18 protein-coding genes and 2 pseudogenes are annotated in these 21238 nt (G+C 34.4%); 5 read left to right on the plus strand and 15 right to left on the minus strand.

The window, feature by feature from the left end:
* Positions 1-3 precede the first annotated feature (3 nt).
* Positions 4-126, minus strand: a complete 123-nt coding sequence (locus AB3X49_RS07445) for a hypothetical protein (RefSeq protein WP_002125145.1) — start codon at positions 124-126, stop codon at positions 4-6.
* Between the two features lie 330 nt (positions 127-456).
* Here AB3X49_RS07445 and AB3X49_RS07450 point away from each other — a divergent pair, with 330 nt between their 5' ends.
* The 3 genes from AB3X49_RS07450 (at position 457) to AB3X49_RS07460 (ending at position 3328) form a co-directional block, all read left to right on the plus strand.
* Positions 457-1128, plus strand: coding sequence for a response regulator transcription factor (locus tag AB3X49_RS07450; RefSeq protein ID WP_367961274.1), 672 nt, complete (start codon positions 457-459; stop codon positions 1126-1128).
* Between the two features lie 77 nt (positions 1129-1205).
* On the plus strand, positions 1206-2669 hold the full coding sequence (locus AB3X49_RS07455) for a sensor histidine kinase (RefSeq protein WP_367961276.1): 1464 nt from the start codon (positions 1206-1208) through the stop codon (positions 2667-2669).
* Between the two features lie 146 nt (positions 2670-2815).
* Positions 2816-3328, plus strand: a complete 513-nt coding sequence (locus AB3X49_RS07460) for a GNAT family N-acetyltransferase (protein ID WP_002029700.1) — start codon at positions 2816-2818, stop codon at positions 3326-3328.
* Positions 3329-3362: 34 nt separating this feature from the next.
* Here AB3X49_RS07460 and pdxR read toward each other — a convergent pair whose 3' ends face one another.
* Entirely contained in the window at positions 3363-4763 is a 1401-nt protein-coding gene (gene pdxR / locus AB3X49_RS07465) for a MocR-like pyridoxine biosynthesis transcription factor PdxR (protein ID WP_367961278.1), read from the minus strand.
* Between the two features lie 120 nt (positions 4764-4883).
* Here pdxR and AB3X49_RS07470 point away from each other — a divergent pair, with 120 nt between their 5' ends.
* Both AB3X49_RS07470 and AB3X49_RS07475 read left to right on the plus strand, forming a co-directional pair.
* Positions 4884-5810: a DMT family transporter gene (locus AB3X49_RS07470; protein ID WP_367961280.1), complete on the plus strand. Its 927-nt coding sequence runs from the start codon at positions 4884-4886 to the stop codon at positions 5808-5810.
* A 115-nt stretch (positions 5811-5925) separates the two neighbouring features.
* On the plus strand, positions 5926-6450 hold the full coding sequence (locus AB3X49_RS07475; RefSeq protein WP_002029695.1) for a DUF4871 domain-containing protein: 525 nt from the start codon (positions 5926-5928) through the stop codon (positions 6448-6450).
* A gap of 293 nt (positions 6451-6743) precedes the next feature.
* Here the strand turns inward: AB3X49_RS07475 and AB3X49_RS07480 are convergent, their stop codons facing one another.
* The 13 genes and pseudogenes from AB3X49_RS07480 to AB3X49_RS07535 form a co-directional block, all read right to left on the minus strand.
* Positions 6744-7946 (minus strand): NAD(P)-dependent malic enzyme, encoded by a 1203-nt coding sequence (locus AB3X49_RS07480; protein ID WP_367961282.1) that lies wholly within the window; start codon positions 7944-7946, stop codon positions 6744-6746.
* A 59-nt stretch (positions 7947-8005) separates the two neighbouring features.
* Positions 8006-9352, minus strand: a complete 1347-nt coding sequence (locus AB3X49_RS07485; protein WP_002167073.1) for a 2-hydroxycarboxylate transporter family protein — start codon at positions 9350-9352, stop codon at positions 8006-8008.
* A gap of 122 nt (positions 9353-9474) precedes the next feature.
* Positions 9475-10182, minus strand: a complete 708-nt coding sequence (locus AB3X49_RS07490; protein ID WP_367961284.1) for a response regulator — start codon at positions 10180-10182, stop codon at positions 9475-9477.
* On the minus strand, positions 10179-11783 hold the full coding sequence (locus AB3X49_RS07495; RefSeq protein ID WP_367961286.1) for a sensor histidine kinase: 1605 nt from the start codon (positions 11781-11783) through the stop codon (positions 10179-10181). The genes AB3X49_RS07490 and AB3X49_RS07495 overlap by 4 nt, the downstream gene beginning before the upstream one ends.
* A gap of 78 nt (positions 11784-11861) precedes the next feature.
* Positions 11862-12801: pseudogene (locus AB3X49_RS23190) on the minus strand (methyl-accepting chemotaxis protein).
* 39 nt (positions 12802-12840) lie between these two features.
* Positions 12841-13836 (minus strand): annotated as a pseudogene (locus tag AB3X49_RS23195) (HAMP domain-containing protein); the annotation flags it as partial.
* 293 nt (positions 13837-14129) lie between these two features.
* Positions 14130-14858 carry a C39 family peptidase gene (locus AB3X49_RS07505; protein ID WP_088032416.1) on the minus strand — a complete coding sequence of 243 codons (729 nt, stop codon included), beginning with the start codon at positions 14856-14858 and terminating at the stop codon, positions 14130-14132.
* Between the two features lie 43 nt (positions 14859-14901).
* Positions 14902-15723 (minus strand): transporter, encoded by an 822-nt coding sequence (locus AB3X49_RS07510; RefSeq protein ID WP_367961289.1) that lies wholly within the window; start codon positions 15721-15723, stop codon positions 14902-14904.
* Between the two features lie 233 nt (positions 15724-15956).
* Positions 15957-17195, minus strand: coding sequence for a sensor histidine kinase (locus tag AB3X49_RS07515; protein WP_367961291.1), 1239 nt, complete (start codon positions 17193-17195; stop codon positions 15957-15959).
* 11 nt (positions 17196-17206) lie between these two features.
* On the minus strand, positions 17207-17878 hold the full coding sequence (locus AB3X49_RS07520) for a response regulator transcription factor (protein WP_002091066.1): 672 nt from the start codon (positions 17876-17878) through the stop codon (positions 17207-17209).
* A gap of 212 nt (positions 17879-18090) precedes the next feature.
* On the minus strand, positions 18091-18795 hold the full coding sequence (locus AB3X49_RS07525; RefSeq protein WP_367961293.1) for a metallophosphoesterase family protein: 705 nt from the start codon (positions 18793-18795) through the stop codon (positions 18091-18093).
* Positions 18796-19215: 420 nt separating this feature from the next.
* Complete coding sequence (locus AB3X49_RS07530; RefSeq protein ID WP_367961295.1) at positions 19216-20592, minus strand: ABC transporter substrate-binding protein; 1377 nt, start codon at positions 20590-20592, stop codon at positions 19216-19218.
* Between the two features lie 27 nt (positions 20593-20619).
* Positions 20620-21238 (minus strand): carbohydrate ABC transporter permease (locus tag AB3X49_RS07535; RefSeq protein ID WP_367961298.1); only part of this gene is annotated, 619 nt, incomplete at its 5' end.

A 21238-nucleotide genomic window follows, 5' to 3' on the forward strand; every position in this document is an offset into this window, starting at 1 on the left:
CTATTATAAAATCCCGAAAAATTTATTTACACAACTTATCATAATAAGCATAGATACCGCAACACACATTACAACCGCATTACGATCTTGCTTTTCTTTTTGTAAATGCTCTACTTTTTTACTCATATGTACAATCCTCTTTTTAAAAAAAGTGTGAGATAGGAAATTTTTCTTATCCGATGCGAGGTGAATACGAAAACCCTCTCTATCTCACATACACAATAGAATGGAATTGTCATTTTATAAATAAAATGACATGACGTTATGTCGCAACATAGGGTATTTGTGTCGCTACGTTTTCTATTATAAAAAATAGTTGTGCAAAACTAGTGCATTTTTTATGTCAATTGCCCTGATTGAAAAAATCAGCCATCCATTCAATCACATAAAAAGAGTTTTTTATTATTTTCATGTAAACTATACAAGTAGAATGAATAGTTTGGGGTGCACAAGATTATGGTGAAAATTTTATTAGTAGACGATGAAGAACGTATGTTACGATTGTTAGATCTGTTCTTAAGCCCTCGTGGCTATTTTTGTATGAAAGCTACTTCTGGCCTTGAAGCGCTAGAATTAATCGAACAAAAGGACTTCGATATTATTTTATTAGATGTTATGATGCCGAATATGGATGGGTGGGATACTTGCTATCAAATCCGTCAAATTTCCAACGTTCCAATTATTATGCTAACAGCTCGCAACCAAAATTATGATATGGTCAAAGGTCTGACTATGGGAGCAGATGACTACATTACAAAACCATTCGATGAGCATGTATTAGTCGCGCGAATCGAGGCTATATTACGCCGTACGAAGAAAGATGGCTTTATTAGCTTCAATGGTATTGAGTGGGATAAAACGAAACATACTGTTACAGTTTATGGTGAAAGAATCTCACTAACTCCTATTGAATTCTCGTTACTTGGACTCTTTTTACAAAATACAAACCGTGCTTACAGCCGTGATGATTTAATTGAAAAAATTTGGGGATATCAAACAGACATCGAATACAGAACTATCGATTCACATATTCGTAATATCCGTGATAAATTACGCAAAAAAGAATTTCCAGTTGAAGATTACTTAGAAACCGTCTATAAAGTCGGATATAAATGGAAAAGTGAATAATTACTTTAATCAGTGGGGATGGATAAAACCCCACTGATTAAAGTTTCACTCTATATGAAATAAGGTATGGTGAGAAAATGAGCAAACTTTCCCTTAAAGTTGGGACATACTTTTTAATATTAGCTTTATGTATTGAAACAATTGCCTTCGTATCTTTTTATAAGAACCTTTCAAACATACGCATTGAAGAGGAAACTCTTGCTCTTTTAGAGAAAGGAAATCGCTATAGTAAAATGATTAAAAACCGCGCGAAGTGGGGTGCATATTCTAAAGAAAGGCAACTCACAGAAAGCGCTGAACACAGTAAACGGCCTAAACGTGCTGTGTACCCCGAGTTTGATATCAACACTGAGGCTGAACACTTAGTTGAATCAGAATTAATTGCTAACTCTGATATAGCTATCATTATAACAGACAATAACGGCAAAATTATTTCTACCTCAGAACCCGTAACGAAAGAAATGCAAAAACAACTTACTTGTAAAACTGAGACTATCCCAGAAGGTGGATTAATCGTTGAAAAAAACTGGAAAAAATCAAAATTCATCTCAACAGTAAGCCCGCTGGAAATTCAAGGATTTCAAGGTAAGTTATATATGTTATTAAAGACATCTTTCTTAGAAAATATGTTACTTAAACTCATGAATCAATTTCTTATCATTAGTGTTTTGACAATTATTTTAACTACTATTTCTGTCTTTGTTTTTTCTCGTGTTATTACAGAACCGCTTATAAAAATGAAGCGGGCGACAGAAAAAATGTCAAAATTAAATAAGCCGATTCAATTAGAAATTAAACGAAATGATGAACTTGGAAGCTTAGCAAAAACGATTGAAGATTTATCTAGTGAACTTACGTATATGAAAAAAGAACGAAACGAATTTCTCGCTAGTGTAGCGCATGAATTACTAACTCCATTAACCTATATGAAAGGTTATGCAAAGGTAGCAAAAAGAGATTCTCTAACGAAAGAAGAACGTGAAGAATACTTACAAATCATTGAAGACGAAACGGATAGTGTAACCGATCTCGTACAAGATTTATTTATGCTTGTACAATTAGAGCAACACCAGTTTGTTATAAAAAAACAAAAAGTAATTCTTAAACCATTTTTAGAACGAATGGTTGAAAAAACAAAAACAACATTAACAAACAAACAAATGCAACTCCATGTACATTGCAAAGATGATTTAGAAGTTTGCATAGACGAAAGACGTATGGAACAAGTTATGTTAAATTTATTACACAATGCTTATCAACATTCACCAGAAAACACTTCTATAATAATACGTGTACTAACCAGTGTAAATACTTTTACAATAAGTGTACAAGATGAAGGTGAAGGTATTCCAAAAGAAGATATCCCACATGTTTTTGATCGCTTTTACCGTGTCGATAAATCCAGAACACGAGCTACAGGTGGAAAAGGTATCGGACTGGCTGTTGCAAAAGAAATTGTAGAACTTCATAATGGTTCTATTGAAGTTAAAAGCGAATTAGAAGTCGGAACAGAATTTATAATTGAATTACCATTTGTATAATATATGCGTGAAATCACCAGTAGTAGTCAACACTACTGGTGCTATTTTATTTATAAAACCAACTATTATAAGCTAAGCTTTTGAAATTATTCTTATTTCAATATAAAATATAGGTATAACTGTCAAAGATTTGGAGGGTGATACAATTGGATATCCATGTATTAACAAAAGACGAAGCAGAAATTTACTTAGAACTTCGAGTAGAAGGATTAAAACAAAATCCGGAAGCTTTCAGCTCTTCTTATGAAGATATTATTAATAAAGAGTGTGCTATTGAATATAAAGCCCAAAAATTAGCACAAGATGAGAACTATACACTAGGTGCATTTAAAGATGGCACTTTAATCGGAGTTGCAACACTGGAAACGAAACCATATGTAAAACAAGAACATAAAGCAAAAATCGGTTCAGTATACGTGTCTCCAAAAGCACGCGGACTTGGAGCGGGAAAAGCACTTATTAAAGAATGTCTTGAGCTTGCTAAATCTTTAGAAGTAGAGCAAGTTATGCTTGATGTTGTTGTCGGAAACGATGGTGCAAAAAAACTTTATGAGTCATTAGGCTTTAAAACGTTTGGCGTGCAAGAACGTTCATTAAAATATAACGGACAATATTGGGATGAAGAGCATATGGTTCTTTTCCTAGATGAAGAAAAGTAATAAAAAAACATCCTCCATTTATGAGGATGTTTTTTTACTTTCTTGTAAACCATGCTGTATATAATAATTGAATGGCCTCTTCAATTTCTTCCTCTAATAAAGTCGCAAATCCAAGCAATACTGTACTTTTGGGAGAAGTCCCTTCCTTATAATATATCGAAGCAGGATACACTTTAATACTCCTTTCAGCTGCAGCTTCCATTAATTCTTTCTCTTCCATCCCATTATGCACTTTTAATAAAATATGTAGGCCGGAATCTTCCCCTATTACTTCAATGCGATTAGAAAAATATTTTTCTAATACCGAAACAAGACGGTCTCTCTTCTTTCGGTACACAACACGCATTTTATGAATATGTTTTTCCCAATGCCCGTCATTTAAAAATTTCCTAATGATCTCTTGATCCATTCTTGAAACGCTTTGTGTGTAAAATAAATATTGTTGTTGATACTTTTCAATCAATTTCTTTGGTAACACCATATAGCTCATCCGTAATGATGGCAACAATGCTTTAGATAGCGTCCCCATATAAATAACTTTCCCGTCTGTATCTAACCCTTGCAGTGCCGGTATAGGTTTTCCCGAATAACGAAATTCACTATCGTAATCATCTTCAACAATATACCTACCTTCTTCTTTCTTCGCCCATTGTAAAAGCTGCATCCTTCTCGTGATAGGCATAATCATCCCATATGGAAACTGATGAGAAGGTGTAACAAACACAATATTAGCTGAACTATTTTCTAACTCTGAAATACAAATACCATCTTTATCTAAAGATAACATTTGAACATTTTGTTCACCCTGCTCGAAAACAACCATCTTTCGGTGGTAGCCTGGATTTTCAACTGCATAGCCACTTCCTTTTAACAATTGAAATAACAACTTCACTAATATTTGCGTACCAGCTCCGATTACAATTTGACTAGCCGAACATCGCACACCTCTAGATTCATACAAATAGCTCGCGATTGCTTCTCGTAAACTTACCTCCCCTTGCGGATGTCCAATAAAAAGTAAATCTTTATTTTCAAATTGCCATACCTCGTTCGTAATTTTTCGATATACATGAAACGGAAAAGTACTAGTATCCACACCCGTTTGAGTGAAGTCAAATTTATACACCTGCTCTTGAAAAGGTACTTCCCCTATTACCTCTTCGCTACCTTCCGCATGAATCATTTGCTCGATTTCACATGCAAAATACCCTTTTCTAGAAATCGACTCAATATATCCTTCGGCAAGAAGTTGCTCATAAGCTGCCTCTACTGTATTTTTACTTACTTGTAAATATGTTGCTAGCTTCCTCTTAGCCGGTAATTTCGTAAAAGCCGGAATCGTTCCATCTTTAATTTCTTTTTTTATATACTCATACAACTGCACATACAATGCCTTCTTACTATTCATATTTAAATTAGGCGTTAATTCTAACATAATATCTGACCCCTTAATAAAACTAAAATCTGATACTTTTTACAGTACCAGATTTTATATATAATTCCTTTTATCATGTCACACATAAAAAATCAAATACTAAAGAGGAGATGCATGATCATGAACAAAAGTAGACGTATCGGACTCATTATGATTATTACAGGAGCCACATTATGGGGATTATCTGGACCGATGATTCAATGGCTATTTCAACATACTAACGTATCATCACTTGATTTTTTAACAATTCGCTTGTTGCTTGCAGGAATATTTTTTTTGTCTTTCTTACTAATAAAGAAACAAAACATATTTCAAATTTGGAAACACCCTAGACATTCTATACAGCTTATTATTTTCTCTATTCTTGGCATGCTTGGTGCGCAGTACGCTTTTATCGAAACAGTTCATATTAGTAATGCGGTCACAGCAACACTCTTTCAATTTCTAGGCCCTGTTCTTATTACAATGTATGTTGCATTTGAGCAAAGAAAATTCCCTGCTTCTATGCAAATACTCGCAATTATAACTGCGCTAACAGGAACATACTTTATTATTACAAATGGCTCAATCGAAAATATTGTTTTATCTAAAGCAGCCATTATTTTCGGACTATTAACGGCAATAGGATTTGCATTTTATACCCTTCATCCAGCTTCTCTCATTAAAGAATGCGGAACAACTGTAGTAATTGGTTGGGGGATGTCAATTGGAGGGATTGCACTGCTTATTTGTAATCGTTCTTTTGGGTGGAATCAGATTTCGCAAACTTTCACACTTCAAACTTTTTCTATGCTTATTCTTATCATTATAAGTGGCACTCTTTCTTTCCTTCTTTATATCGGGAGTCTTAAATATTTAGCAGCAACAGAAACAAGTATTTTATCTAGCATTGAACCACTTGTAGCTGCCATCGTTTCAATCGCTTGGCTTAATGAGTCTTTTGGAGCATATCAATTATTAGGCGGAGTATGTATTGTTCTTTCTGTTATTTTCTTAACAATGCCTCAAAAAGAGAGAGAACCAACCTTTTCAACTGAACAAATATAGAAAATGTCAAAAGAGGTCGTACAAAACTTACGACCTCTTTTTATGATTTAAAGGAATTGTCTCGTCTTCTAGCAAATACAATTACACTAACAATAAAAATTAGGAGTGTGGCACCATGAAAAAAATCGGAACTATGCTACTTTTCTCCTTCCTCATTACTGGCTGCGCGCAATCGCAACCCGATTCAACAGCACCTAAAAAAGAAGTAATAGAAACGTCATCCTCTCAAATTAACGCACCTTCCTTTTTTCACCTTAGTGTCTTAAAAGATGTAAATTGGGAAGAAGCACCATCATTCGTAGAAGGAAAAATACCGTTAAAAGGCATTGAAAGAAAAATTGCAATGGCTGATAGCTCTATTATCGCAAATGAGCAAAATGAAATAATGTGGTTCTTCCTGGATCCTGAAATGCCAACTGGAAAACTATCTATTATCGCGTTAAAACAAGGAACTACAACTCCAACACCAGTACTCTTTCAAAAAGAAACCTCCAAACAAACTTGGACTACTTCAAATACAGTCGATACAACCGTAAAGGAACTCCCTCTCGTAATGTCACTACCTTCATCTGGATTATGGGTATTAAACATATATGTGAATGAAAGATATTATGATCAATTTGTAATCAATGCCGAATAAAGTGACAAAACTGAAACACTTCCTTACAACAATGTAATTTCTACGTCACGTACTTCGATAGGTGGATTATCTCTCTTCTCTTATACTTAAAGTAAGAAATGACGCGAGGAGAGATGAGAGATGAAAAAAATGATAGAAGTGATCGTAGCAGTAACTGAGGTTTTAATAAATGGTAAACAAGTTGCAATGGAGTTAAATAAATAATGAAAGGAGCTTGAATAAATTTACACTTCTTCATTATTTTGATTTCTTATCTCAAAAAAAGCAGTGCCTTTTCAAGGCGCTGCTTTTGACTATTTATAACTTGGCATTTTCGTAATCTGTGCCACACCTGAATCAATGGCTGCTTTCGCTACTACTTCTGCAACACTTGGAACAACTCTTTTATCTAATGGATTTGGAATTACATAATTCGCATTACGCTCTTCGTCCGTAATTATGTTAGCGATCCCATATGCTGCTGCTAATTTCATCTCTTCTGTAATATCAGTCGCGCGTACGTCTAATGCACCACGGAATATACCAGGGAACGCTAATACATTATTTACTTGATTTGAATAATCAGAACGACCAGTTCCAACTACAGCAGCTCCAGCTTCTAATGCATCTTCTGGGAATATTTCTGGAATTGGATTCGCCATTGCAAACACAATCGCTTTCTCATTCATCGTCTGTACAAGTTCTTTCGTTAATACGTTAGGAGCAGATACGCCAATGAAAATATCAGCCTGATGAATCGCTTCTTTTAATGTTCCACGTACATATTCGCGATTTGTCTTCTTTGAAACTTCGATTTGTGCTTCGTTCATCCATGTTTCACCTTCACAAACAATACCTTCTAAGCTAACTAACGTAATATGTTTTACGCCAGCTTTTAATAATAATTTTCCAATTGCAATTCCTGTCGAACCCGCACCGTTAATAACAATTTTCACATCATCCATTTGTTTACTTACAACTTTTAGTGCATTAATAACAGCTGCTAAAACGACAATAGCCGTCCCATGTTGATCATCATGGAATACAGGAATATTCGTTTCTTCTTTTAATCGTCTTTCAATTTCAAAGCAACGTGGTGCTGCAATATCTTCTAAATTAATTCCTGCAAATGTAGGCTCTAAATTTTTAACAAGGGTAACGATTTCATCCACATCAGTCGTCCCTAAACATAACGGGAAAGCATCTACATTCGCAAACTTTTTAAATAAAATACTTTTCCCTTCCATAACAGGTATAGCCGCTTTCGGTCCAATATTCCCTAAACCAAGTACTGCAGTTCCATCTGAAACAACTGCAACCATATTACCACGTGCTGTATAGTCATAAGCTGTTTCCTCATCTGCCGCAATTGCTTTACAAGACTCTGCTACCCCCGGTGTATAAGTCAAACTTAAATCGTCCGCTGTATTCACTTCTACTTTACTTGTAATTTCAATTTTCCCTACTAACTCTTTATGCAATAACAATGATCTTTCATTAATTTGTTTTTCTAACATACTTATAATCTCCCCTTAATTTGACAAGCTAGCTATATGAATATAGCTAGCTTGTTTGATCATGAAAACATTTTTAATAAAATTGTCGCTGTTACGACCATTGCAGCCCCACCTAAACGCGTTGAAATTTGTGCGAACGGCATTAATTCCATACGATTTGAAGCTGATAAAATAGCAACATCTCCAGTTCCACCTAAACCGCTATGACATCCAGTTACAATCGCTGATTCAACTGGATACATTTTCATCACTTTTCCTATAAGAAAACCTGACGCTACCATTGTAAGAACAACCGATGCACAAACAACAACATATCCTACAGAAAGAACTGCCGCTACGTCTTTTAACGGAATATATAGCAATCCTAAACCGACCATTAGCGGCCAAGTTAAATTCTTTGAAATAAATTTATATAAATGGAATGCTCCTTGTTCCATTTTTGCTGGCATTAATTTAAAGTATTTCACAAGTGCCGCTGAGAAAATCATAATGATTGCTCCTGGAATACCGATGAACTTAGAAGCAAATCCTCCAAAGATGAAGAACGTACACGCAATTAATAAACCTGCTCCCATTAATGAGAAGTCAATTGGCTTCTCTGTATTTTGTTCTTTTAATAACTCTGCTTGATTATCTGTTTTCACTAATACACCGTTACCACTAAGCTCAGGTCTCTTCTCACCTAAACGCTTCATATACCCTGCACTCACGATTGCAAACATATTCCCAATAATAGCTGCCGGAATAAGCTGTGATACAAACGTTGCTGATGATTCATTTAAAATATCACTATAAGCTAGCGACAATGGTAAAATCCCTTCTCCGATACCACCACTCACAATTGGTACGATGATAAAGAAAAATGTCTGCTTCATTTCAAATCCAAATAGTGAACCGACTAATAAGCCCACTGCTACAGAAGCTAACGTCCCTACTACTAAAGGAATAAACATACGAACGAAACCTTGTACTAATACTTTACGGTTCATTCCTAAAATACTTCCAACTACTAAACAAGAAATATATAAATATAAAAAGTTCGATTTTTTCATTAACATGGTCGCAGCTTCCATTGAAGCTGGATTCATCCAGTTAAAAAATACAAGTAACGATGGAATAAATAATGAGAGAATTGCTGGACCACCGATATTTTTTAATATTGGAATTCTCATCCCAATGTCACCTAAGAAAATACCCATGATCATAATAACTGCAAAACCACCAATCATATCTGCTGGTAATTTATTATATACAGATGCTCCATAAATAATAGCAGCCAATACTACATATAACGGTAAAGGTATAACACCGATTTTAACGTTCATAATTTTAGAAGCGAAAGATTCACTTTTCAATTCATTGCCTTCAGAAAATGATACCGCTTCCACATTCTTTTGAATTCCCATATGGCACCCCCTTGTTTTCTTAATAACAATATTAAAACGCTTTCAATAGTAAAAATAGCTTTTGTAAGTTTTGTAACTACTTTTGTAATTAAAAAAAGTATAAGCGACCTATAATAAGTCGCTTATACGTAAAAGTCTATTTTATTTTGGTCAATACACCTTAATTTACTCACCGGTCTTCCCACATTTTGATACACCATTTCATTCTCTAATACTCCGATTTCAGTCAAAAACATTACATACTTTCGAATAGAAACTCTCGAAACCCCTACTAATTGTGCCATTTCATCAGTTGTAAATGCTTGTCCATTAAGTGATTCGATTTTCTTCCAAATTAATTGCAATGTTTGCTTTGTTAATCCTTTCGGAAGCTCTTTATAGTCAAAGGACTCTCTTTTTTCTTTTTGTAAAATTAACGAATCTAATTCCGATTGACTAATTTTTTGTTGTTCTTTCATGAAAGTAAATTTTTCTCGATACACCGTTAATGCTTCCTTAAAGCGTTCAAATGTAAATGGTTTAATTAGATAGTCTACAACTCCATATTGTAATGCTTTTTTAATACTTCCCATATCATGTACAGCTGAAATCATCATAATATCAATTTCTTTTTCTTGATTTCGAATATACATTAAAAGCTCAAATCCAGTCTCCTCAGGCATAAAAATATCAAGTAATATGAAGTCTACTCGTGACTTCTCTAACACTTCTATCGCTGCTTTAACTGAGTTAACTGCATGGACAAGTTCAAACCCTCCCACTTGCTCTAAATAATGCGTATTTAACATCGCAACCATCGGATCATCTTCTACAATTAAAACTTTAATCATATTTGCTTCTCATCCCTACCTTTAGGTATTTCAATTGTTATCGTTGTTCCCTCTCCTAATAAGGAGGAAATGTGAATCTCCCCATTTATTCGCTGTATACTTTCTTTTACAAGATACAAACCATAACCGCGATTATCCCCTTTTGTGGAATAACCTTTTGTAAATAATGCATCCACTGCGTCTTCTTCTATACCTTTCCCCGTATCTTGTACTGTAATAGTTAATGCATTCTGATATTGTATCTCAACTTCAACTTGTTTCTTTTTGCAATGTATCACTGCCTCTAATGCATTATCTATTAAGTTCCCTACAATCGTAATAAGTTCATGAGTAATACTTTCATCATATATTTCCGGCAAGTAAGAATCTTCACTTATAATTAACTTTATATTTTTCTCCCTAGCATAGCTAAGTTTACCTAGTAAAAAACCAGCAAATACTGGACTTTTTATTCTTTTCATAACCCCACCAATTTCATATTGATGCTCTGATACCATGCCGCTTATATACTTTTGTAATTCTTCATATTGTTTCATATGTGTAAGCCCTAATACGACATGCATTTTATTCATAAATTCATGAGATTGTGCCCGTAACGCTTCCGCATATAGCCTAATACCAGTTAGTTCTTCTGCTAATTTTCTAATTTCTGTTTTATCACGAAATGTTGCGATCGCGCCAACTATTTCTCCTTTTACATATAAAGGAACACGATTTGTGACAATCGTAATTCCGTAAATATTTTGTTCTTCGTTTAATTGTACCTCGCCTGTTTGCAACACTTCTTTTATACGTGAATTTGGCATATACAATTCAACATCTTTACCAATAAAGTCTTCTTCAAGTCCACTTTTCTTAAATAATCGTTTTGCCTCATTATTTATTAAAGTTACATTCGCCTCTTTATCTACAGCAATAATACCTTCTTTCACCGAAAGCAACATCGTATTTCTTTCTTCAAGAATTTTTGCTATCCTATGCGGCTCAAGACCAAATAAACTTTTCTTTATATGTCTAGCTAGCAATATTGCTCCTATAATCCCAACTAATACTCCAACTCCGACACCAATATAAATAATATGTCTACTTTGCTTAACTCTTTCTTTTACATTATCTGCTGAAATACCGACAGCTACTGCTCCAAGCTGTTCACCTGTTTCAGAAAATATTGGTACAAACACTCGCATTGAAATACCTAAAGTTCCTTCTGCTAGCGATACATGTTCCTTTCCTTTCAATGCAGGCCCTTCATCTCCCCCAATAAAATGATGACCTATTTTTTGAGGATCTGGATGTGATTTTCTTATTCCATTCATGTCCATAACTACAATAAATTGAACACCTGTGTTTTTTAATATTCTATTTGTATACGTTTGAATTGCAGAAGTACCTGCTTTCCCAATCAAACCATCGATTACAATCGAATCATTCGCCACAATATGTGCAATTGTTTTCGCTTTCTCTGCCTGGCTATCCTCCGTTGTCCGCTCTACATTATGACTAATTAATATATCTGTAACAAGTAAAGAAAAAATTACAACTGTACAAACTAACAATGTAATCGTTTTCCATAAATTCCATAGTCTTTTTCTTTTTTTCATCCCGTTAATGACTCCCCTAATTACTGAATATAAAAATAAGTAAGGTGATATTATTTTCACCTTACTTGTTTGCTGTTATTATACTTTAAATTTACTAGTCATTGCTTGTAGTTCTTCGGCCATCTCAGCTAAGTTTTGCGAAGCCGAACTAATTTCTTCCATCGAATTTACTTGTTCTTCTGTTGAAGCTGCAACACTTTGCATACTAGCTGTATTTTCTTCTGCAGCCGCTGCAATTTCATCAATAGCGTTTGTCACTTCATTTGCATCTCCAGCGATTCTCTTCGTTGTTTCTACCATTTGATTAACTTGAGAAACAATATGAGTAGTAGAACTTAAAATTTCTGTAAAACTTACTTTCGTTTTTGTTACAACATCTAAGCCTTGTTGAACTTCCCCACTCACATTATCCATTGCCTTAACAGTATGTTCAATATCAGCCTTAATTTCTGCAATTAAATTTGCAATCTCTCCAGATGATTCTCCTGATTGCTCTGCTAATTTTCTAACTTCATCAGCTACAATAGCAAATCCTCTTCCCTGCTCTTGCCGCCTCAATAGCCGCATTTAAAGCTAATAAGTTCGTTTGAGTAGCAATATTTTGAATTGCATCAGAAATAGCTCCTACCTGCTTTGATTTCTCATCAAGAAGTTTAATAATAGCATCTGACTCGGATACCGATTTAGAAATAGACTGCATTTGTTTTGCTGTTTGTTCAACCAATTCTTCCCCTTCTTCAGCTCTTTCTCTCGCATGTAATGAGGAGATAGAAATTGATTCCGCGCTTCCAGTTACATCTTGAATTGCTGTATTTACCTGTTGTAATGTAGCCGCACCTTCTTCAACACCTTGACTTTGTGATTCAGCCCCACCTGATACTTGTTCCATTGCAATTGTAATTTGATCTGTCGCATCATTTGCTTGCTGTACGCTCGCTGTTAACTCTTCAGCCGATGCAGCGACATGTTCTGCTGAAAAACTAATTTGAGTAATCACATCTTGTAAAGAGGCAGACATTTCATTAAATGAATTCCCTAATTTCCCTATATCATCCTTGGAATGGATTGTAATTTTCTCTGTCAAATCTCCCTTACTAATTTTATGTGCCGAGTCAGCTATTTTTCTTAATGGTCTTGTAATAGACTTTGTAATGAAATAAATTAATACACTACCAAATACAATAGCGATAGCAATGACAATCAAAGTCTTATAAAACACTGGATTCGCAGCTTGGGTAATTTCTTCGTCGAACATAACTCCAACTACTTTCCATCCTGTTTTCTCATTTGTTGCAAAGATTAAATTCTTTTTATCACCTTGTTCTGTATAAGACACATTTCCTTGTTTTTCTTCATAAATTGGTTTAATCCACGGATCAGTAACTTTTGCACCTGGTTTTCTAGATGGATGACTAACAATTTGCTTATTTTGATCTAGAATAACTGCATAACCTTTTTCACCAATGTTAATCATTTTGGAAATTTTTAAGATGTTATCTAAATTTAAGTTAATTCCTATAACACCTTTACCATCTTTTACTTCTTTAGCAATTGTCACTACCATATTTTTAGTAGATGCTGATTGATATGGTGCAGTAACAATTACTTTCCCTTTATTTTCATGTGCTTCTTTATACCAAGGTCTATCTGTTGGATTATACCCATCAGCCATTTGGATAAATGGTTCTCTTATAAACTTTCCCGCCTGTGTTCCAATATAAATACCTTCTACTTCTGGATGGAGTTTTATATATTGCGCTAACTTCGTTCTTACTATTTCTTCTTGTCCGTTTGGATATGTATCCTCTGTTAAAATGTCTGCAAAGTACGTCGCATCAACAAATTTCTCTTCTATATTTTGAGAAATAACAGTATTTAAAACTGAAATATTTTCCTTTGCTTTACCTGTAATTTGTTGTTCAAAATTTGTTTTGGCAGTTTGATATGAAACACCACCGATAATAAGTCCTGGTATAGTTAAAATAATAAAAAATGAAATGATTAATTTTTTATTGATACTCATACTTTTAACCCAGTTAAATATATTTTGCATAATAAGCCTCCTTTATGTAATAGAACACTTGTGTAATTTTATACAATCAACATGTATAAAACAATATATAATGATAACATGTATTTTTTTCGTCAATTATGCATTTTTACATATCCACTTCTCCTAAACATTTTAATCCTAAAAAACAAGAGAACTTTAGCATATATAATAAGCTAAAGTTCTCTTGTTTTTTAACAGCTTCTCTTCAAAAAAATCTGCAAAACTTCTCTTACAATTCCTTAAATCTTTATCCTTCACCTTATAGTTATATAGTTCATGCTCTTCTTCCTAATTTATTTGGAGTTATTTACATAGCTAATTGCCTGACTCCCCATCTGCACCCATGCCTGTTCAAATTTTCCTCTTGGCACTTTTACATCTAAGCTATCATCGAGGGGATCTCGAATATATACAGATTCCTTATCGTACCCAACAAGTACAACACAATGTTCATTATACGTAATAGAAACATCCCCACTATTTGTTTCCCATGTAGTAAATTCATCTTCATCTAAAGGAGCATATGTTGCATTCGTAATCATGACTACCGGGTGCCCTGCTTTTACACTCTTATAAATTTCTTCTATACTCTTCCCTGTTAAGTCCACAGCTTTATTCGGTAAATATTTTTTTGCTAACTGAAAAAGTGGTCCGTGATATACACCGTATCCGGATTCAGAAAAGGTATAAATATTCCCTACAAATCCTTCATTCGGATTCCCACGTACACCATCTTCCATAAAATTAACTTTTTTTATTTCATTTGCTAATTTCATCTTATCTACAGAAACACCTGCGTATTGTAACATCATCGCTAAACTTGTTACTTCGCAGCCTCTATCTAACTCTGGTAATTGCTGAATTAAAGGCACATTTGATAACATGACTTTTTCATCGTTATTACTAAACTCTATTCGTTTTTGACTTTGTACACTTGAAAATAGTAATCCCTTTACTTTCTCCACATACGCTGTAATCCCATTTGTATATGCACCCCATATTCCTATACATAGTACGGACATACATATATACCACTTCCATTTTCGTATCACTCTCACGTCCTTTTTAATTCGTTAAATACGAATAAAATTCATCAGCATCTGTTTGAACCATAGGAACAAACTTAAGCTCTTTTCCCTTTTCAGGTTGTTCAAGATTTATCTTCTCCGCTAAATCTTGAATCTTAAAATTCGCTCTATCCATACCAAGCTCATCTGCTATTTCTATTACCTTTTGCTCATTTATTTCTCTTAATACTTGATATATATCTTTGCCATATAAATCAATATGATATTTTTTTGCTTCTTCCTGTACTTTTTGTTCGTACACTTCTTGTGCTAACTCTTCCATCTCTTTTCCTTGTTGAGCAATACCTAGCTTTTCTGCTTCTTCTCTAACTTTCGTTCCGTAGATTTCTTCCTCAATCTCTTCTATTTCTTTTCCTTTAGTTGAAACACCAAGCTTTTCTGCTTCATTATTAATTTTAATCTTATTAATTTGATCAATTAAACTTACAATCGACGTATTCTCTATAGATATTCCTAGTTTCAACGCTTCTTTCCTCACTTTTGTTTCATAAATTTCTTCTGAAAGAATTCCAACATCTTTCCCTTCTGCCGAGATACCTAATTGATTAGCTTCTCTTCCTACTTCCGTCTCATGAATTTCTTTTTCTAACGTAATTTGTTCTTTCCCATCCGTTTCAATGCCTAACTTTTCCGCTTTTTCTTCCGTATGCATTGCATGTATTTTCCCATCATTTAATTGTTCTTTACTACGCTGCGTGTAATCTGTCTTTCCTTTTGTCATTCCAGAAGGGGAGGCACCCCCTAATATACTTAAACTCATTACTCCAATAGTGAATACCGTCATCATTTTCTTTTTCAAGACTTCTTCCTCCCTCTCACGCTTTCTTTTTCCAGCTTTCCCATAATTTTTTTTATACTATACATAAACTTCATCTCTGTTAGAAATAACCTTATGATTTATCCAGTTCATTCAAAAAAACCTTACATCTTTTCTTTCCATCACAAGTTTCCATTATGTAATACATGCTACAAGTTATTCCTTAACTTTCCCTTAAAAAAGACGACCTTTTAAAAACAAGGCCGTCTTCTCACTTATAATCTTTGATTTTTTGGGAAAATCACTTCAAAACAAGTTCCTTCTCCCAATTTGCTCTCTACAGATATTTTCCCATAATGCTTTTCTACAATCCAATTAGCGATTGAAAGACCTAACCCAGCTCCTTCTGACATACTTCTTGCTTTGTCTCCTTGATAAAAACGATCAAATAAATTTGGAATATCTTCTTCTTTAACTCCTATCCCATTATCTTTCACCCGTATACGAATTGAATTACTCGTTTGTGTGCAATCAATTTGAATATGCCCATCTTCATTCGTATACTTCATCGCATTATCTAACAATATGACCATCATTTGATGGATTCTCTCTCTATCACCCATAAACGTTATATCACGTTCTACTTTTAATATCATCGCTTTTTCTTGATAAAAGGCAATTTCTTTATATGGATTTATAATTTCTTCTAACAACTTATCCAGTTCGAATGTTTTCTTATCCATCTCAATTTGATTAGAATCCGAACGTGCTAACAACAATAAATTGCTAACGAGTTTCGATAGCCGCCTACATTCTTTTGAAATTGTAGAGATATCCACGGCTTTTTCTTCTATCGTAGCAGATGGGGACTGGAATAATACATCCGTTTTTGATTGAATAACTGCAAGCGGTGTTCTTAATTCATGTGATGCATCGGAAACGAATTGCTGCTGTTTCTCCCATGAATTTTGAATAGGTATGAGTGCCCTGCCAGCTAGGAAAAAACCGATACCTATTGCACATAGACTTCCTATGCTACAACCTATTATGAGAATTAAAAATAAAGTATTTAGCATTTCTTCTTCAGCTGTTGTATCACGTACAATTTGAACTATTTTTCCATCTTCTTGAAACGCAAACGTTCTAAAATATCGTCCTTGCACTTCAATATCTTGCAAATCCCCTACCTTTTTGGGAGAAAACTTTTCCAAATCCTCTTCAAAGTTAGAGCGAAATTTATGGTTATCGCCTTCTATCTCCACTATTTTTCCATTCCAAGTTATTATAGTTATCCGTGGGTCTCGAATTTTGATATTCTCTATACGTTTTCTTGGTGGTGGCATTTTAACATCAAATTTTTCTCTATACTGAGTTATCATTTTTATAGATTGATCCACTTCATTATAAGTACGCTTGTATGTGTACGAATAAATAATACTACCTAATACACCTATTAATAGGATAAATACTAACGAATTCAATATAGTTAGACGAATACGTGTCTTTTGAAACATGCTTCCCTTTCTCATTGTTCTTTTAATATATATCCAATACCTCGGACGGTTTGAATATCTTTCTGATAACCGAATGGTTCTAATTTTTTACGTAAATGATGTACATACACTTCTACAATTGCTACTGTCGTATCTGAATCAAATCCCCAAACACGATCGAAAATTTGTTCACGCATTAAAATCTTCCCGCTATTTTGAATGAGATACTCTAGTAGCTCGTATTGTTTTAATGTCAGCTTAATACCTTGTCCATCTACTTGAATGTCTTTATCTTTTCCGAACAATTCAATTCCTTTATAGCGAATGGTCTGCTGTGTTGTTAAACTACCACTTCTGCGTAGTAATGCACGAATTCTCGCTTTTAATTCAGGGGCCTGAAACGGCTTAACAATATAGTCATCTCCACCAAAGTCCAATCCTTTCACTCGATCTTCTAAAGAATCTCTCGCTGTCAAAAACAGGACTGGCGTTTCAATCTTTTCATCACGTATTTTTTGAATCACTTCAAATCCGTCCATTTCTGGCATCATCACATCAAGCAAGATTGCATCATAAATGTTTTGCAGCGCCAAAAACAAGCCGTCTTCCCCATTCATTGCCGTATCCACTTCAAATTCATCACGTAAAATTTGTACGATAGACTCTAATAACGAGGCATTATCTTCTACTACAAGTAAGCGCATATTCTCACCTTCCACAATCTATTTCAACTCTCTTTATTATTGCATCTCTTCTCTTCATAACGAAATAATGTAATCATATTATGTAATTTCATTTTCAACTATTTCCTTCTAAAGTTTTACTCGATATAAAATTTTGAACCTTTATTATAAAGGCTCTTTCTTAAATTTTGCTTAATAAAAAATTGAAAGAAATAAGATTCCTCTTATCTCTTTCAATTTTTTACTACATATACCTTTTTACTTGGCAACTCCAAACAATTTAACTGACCACCATACACAGCCCCGCCATCAATTCCAATAATACGATTACTACCAAAATACACTCCGCAATTCTCACTACCATGAAGCGTTTTTGTTTCCGTATGGCCAAATACAACAACCTTTTCGCCGCTATATCCATTATGAAATTCATTACGGATCCACATTAATGTATATGGTTCTGATTCAGAAACTCGATTCATCGGCTCAACACCAGCATGTACAAAGATATACTCTTCTGTTTCAATGTAATGATCTAATTCTTGAATAAACGTTACATGTTCCTCTAATATATGAGATTGTAAAATCGGCTTTTGGAAGTTTTCCTCATTAACAGCAATGTCTTCTTCTACAAATCCATAGCTATATAACGTTTTATCTCCACCATTCCTTTTTACCCAATGGTTCCATGAACGTTCCTCATCAGTCGTTAACGCCTTGATCATCATATCTTCATGATTGCCCTTTAGAACGAGGGCTCCCGCTTCTTTTAACTCTTTTACCCTTTCAATTACTGCACGCGCATTTGGACCACGATCTACATAATCCCCTAATAAAATCAATTGATCCTGTCTTGCATCGTATTGAGCTTCTTCCAATAACTGTTCGAACTTTTCTATTTCTCCATGAATATCACTAATAACAAGTATTCTCTTCATTTCTTCCCCTTCTTTCTAAACCATTCTCTTTCTAATTATAGATTAAAACGACAGAAATTTCTGAATCATAATCCAAAATAGCATTTATTACAAATAAAACTATTATCCTTACAACACTGTAAGTCTCTTGTCATCCAATTCGATAATTGCAATTACTATATTTCTTTATACTAAAAGTAAGAAATGAAACAAAAAACAAGGAGAGATGAGATATGAAAAAAGTGATGGAAGTTGTAGTAGCGGTGGCAGAGGTTTTTGTAAATGGGAAACAAGTTGCAATGGAGTTAAACAAATAATGAAAAAGACAAAATTCATTCTAGACCCTTTACTCATATAAAAGAGATAAGACTTCATCATTTCTTTGATCCCTTATCTCCCAATAAGAGAAAGCCGCATCCTGAAAAAGGATGCGGCTTTCTCTTATTTTTGACTCGTACGAGCTGAAATACTAATTGCTCTATCTGTTGCTTTTGCAGCTTCATCTAAAGCTTCTTTACTATTCTTTCCGTCATACATTGCTTCTAATGCTTTTACAACTGCATCTCTTGATTCTGGGAATACACTAATTAATGCCCCTTGAGTTGCTGGAGATTGCTTCGTTGCTTGTAATTGCTCTACCGTTACTTTTAACTGCGGATACTTTTCATACTGCTCTTTTACTAATGGCTCATTATATGCATCTGGATTAATTGAGAAATATCCTGTTGCAGTATGCCATTTTGCTTGTACATCTGGCTTCGTTAAATATTTTATAAAGTCCCAAGCACCTTGCTGCGTTTCTTCTGAAACCATATTCGTCATCCATAATGATGCACCGCCAATAACAACACCATTTTGTTTCGAATCTTCTGGATACGGAATATACGAAACGCCTACATTAAACTTAGATGCATCAATTAAATCACGAACACCGGCTGAAGAATCTAAATACATAGCAACTTGTCCAGACTGGAACGCAGCACGAATATCATCCCAACTTGCTCCATACTTTCCAAGTGCACCAGCTTTATTTAATTCATCTAACATCCCAAATACTTTTTGACCTTCTTTTCCGTTAAATACCGCTTTCTTTGCAGCATCTTTACGGCCGTTTTCGTTGTCTACATATAAAGCACCTTGTGTCGCTAACAACTCTTCAAAGAACCAACCATAATTCAGCATTGAAAATCCATACTGCTTTACATTTCCGCCTTCTTTAATCGTTAACTTTTTCGCCGCTTCTTTTAACTCATCATATGTTTGCGGAGCTTTCTCTGGATCTAATCCAGCCTTCGCGAAAGCATCCTTATTATAAATTAATACTGGTGTAGATGAATTAAACGGCATAGAATACATTTTTTCATCAACTGAATAATAGTTCGTAATTGCTTTTTCTAATTTTGATGTATCGTACTTATCTTTTTTAATCCAGCTATCGATAGGCGTAATCTTTTTGCTATCAATCATATACTTCGTTGTAATTTCACTCGATTGAACAAGAGCTGGCGCTTCTTTCGTTGCAGACATCGTTTTAAATTTCGTTAAAGACTCTTCGTATGTTCCTTGGAACTCTGCCTTTATCTCGTATTTATTCTGCGACTTATTATAGTCTGCAACAAGCCCATCTAGTACACCTTGTGTTTTTCCACCCATTGCATGCCAGAAACGAATTACAGTTTTATCACCATTCTTTTCAACTGGAGCTACTTTTGCCTGTGCTTCAGGTTTCCCCTCTGTTTTACTATTTGAACAAGCTGCGCCGGTTAATGCCATTGTGGCTGCCATTAAAAGAGCAGCACTTTTTTTCAATAAACTCATCTCAATCCCACCTTTTCCTATGTATGCTTATTTAATTGCACCTTTTGTTAATCCTTTTTGTAATTGCTTTTGCCCTAAAAATAGTAAAATCAACGTTGGAATGACGATAACCGTAACACCGGCCATTACACTGCCCCAATCAGTTGCAACTTCTTGAGATTGAAGCTGCTTTACACCAATTTGAACCGTTCTTACTTTTTCATCAGTGGTTACTAAGAGCGGCCACAAATACATATTCCACGTTGTTAAAAAGCTATATACTCCAAGCGTAATAAAACTCGTTTTACAATACGGAATTACAACACTGAATAAAAACCTTACATTTCCAATCCCTTCAATAAAAGCAGCTTCTTTCAGTTCATTCGGAAGTGTCATAAAATGTTGACGTAGTAAGAAAATACCGAAAGCTGTTGCAAAAAACGGCACCGTCATCCCAGCAAAACTATTAATCCATCCGAAGTTTTGAATCGTTAAAAAGTTCGGTACCATCGTTGCTTCCCACGGAATAAGCATTGTTGAAATAAACAAGAAGAAAATTAAGTTTCTACCTTTAAACTGAAGAAAAACAAAAGCATAAGCTGCTAAACTGGATACGATAAGTTGTCCAAGCATAACAACTGTCGATACAATTAAACTGTTATATAAG

Source organism: Bacillus sp. C30 (assembly GCF_040838255.1).
GTDB classification, from domain to species: domain Bacteria; phylum Bacillota; class Bacilli; order Bacillales; family Bacillaceae_G; genus Bacillus_A; species Bacillus_A mycoides.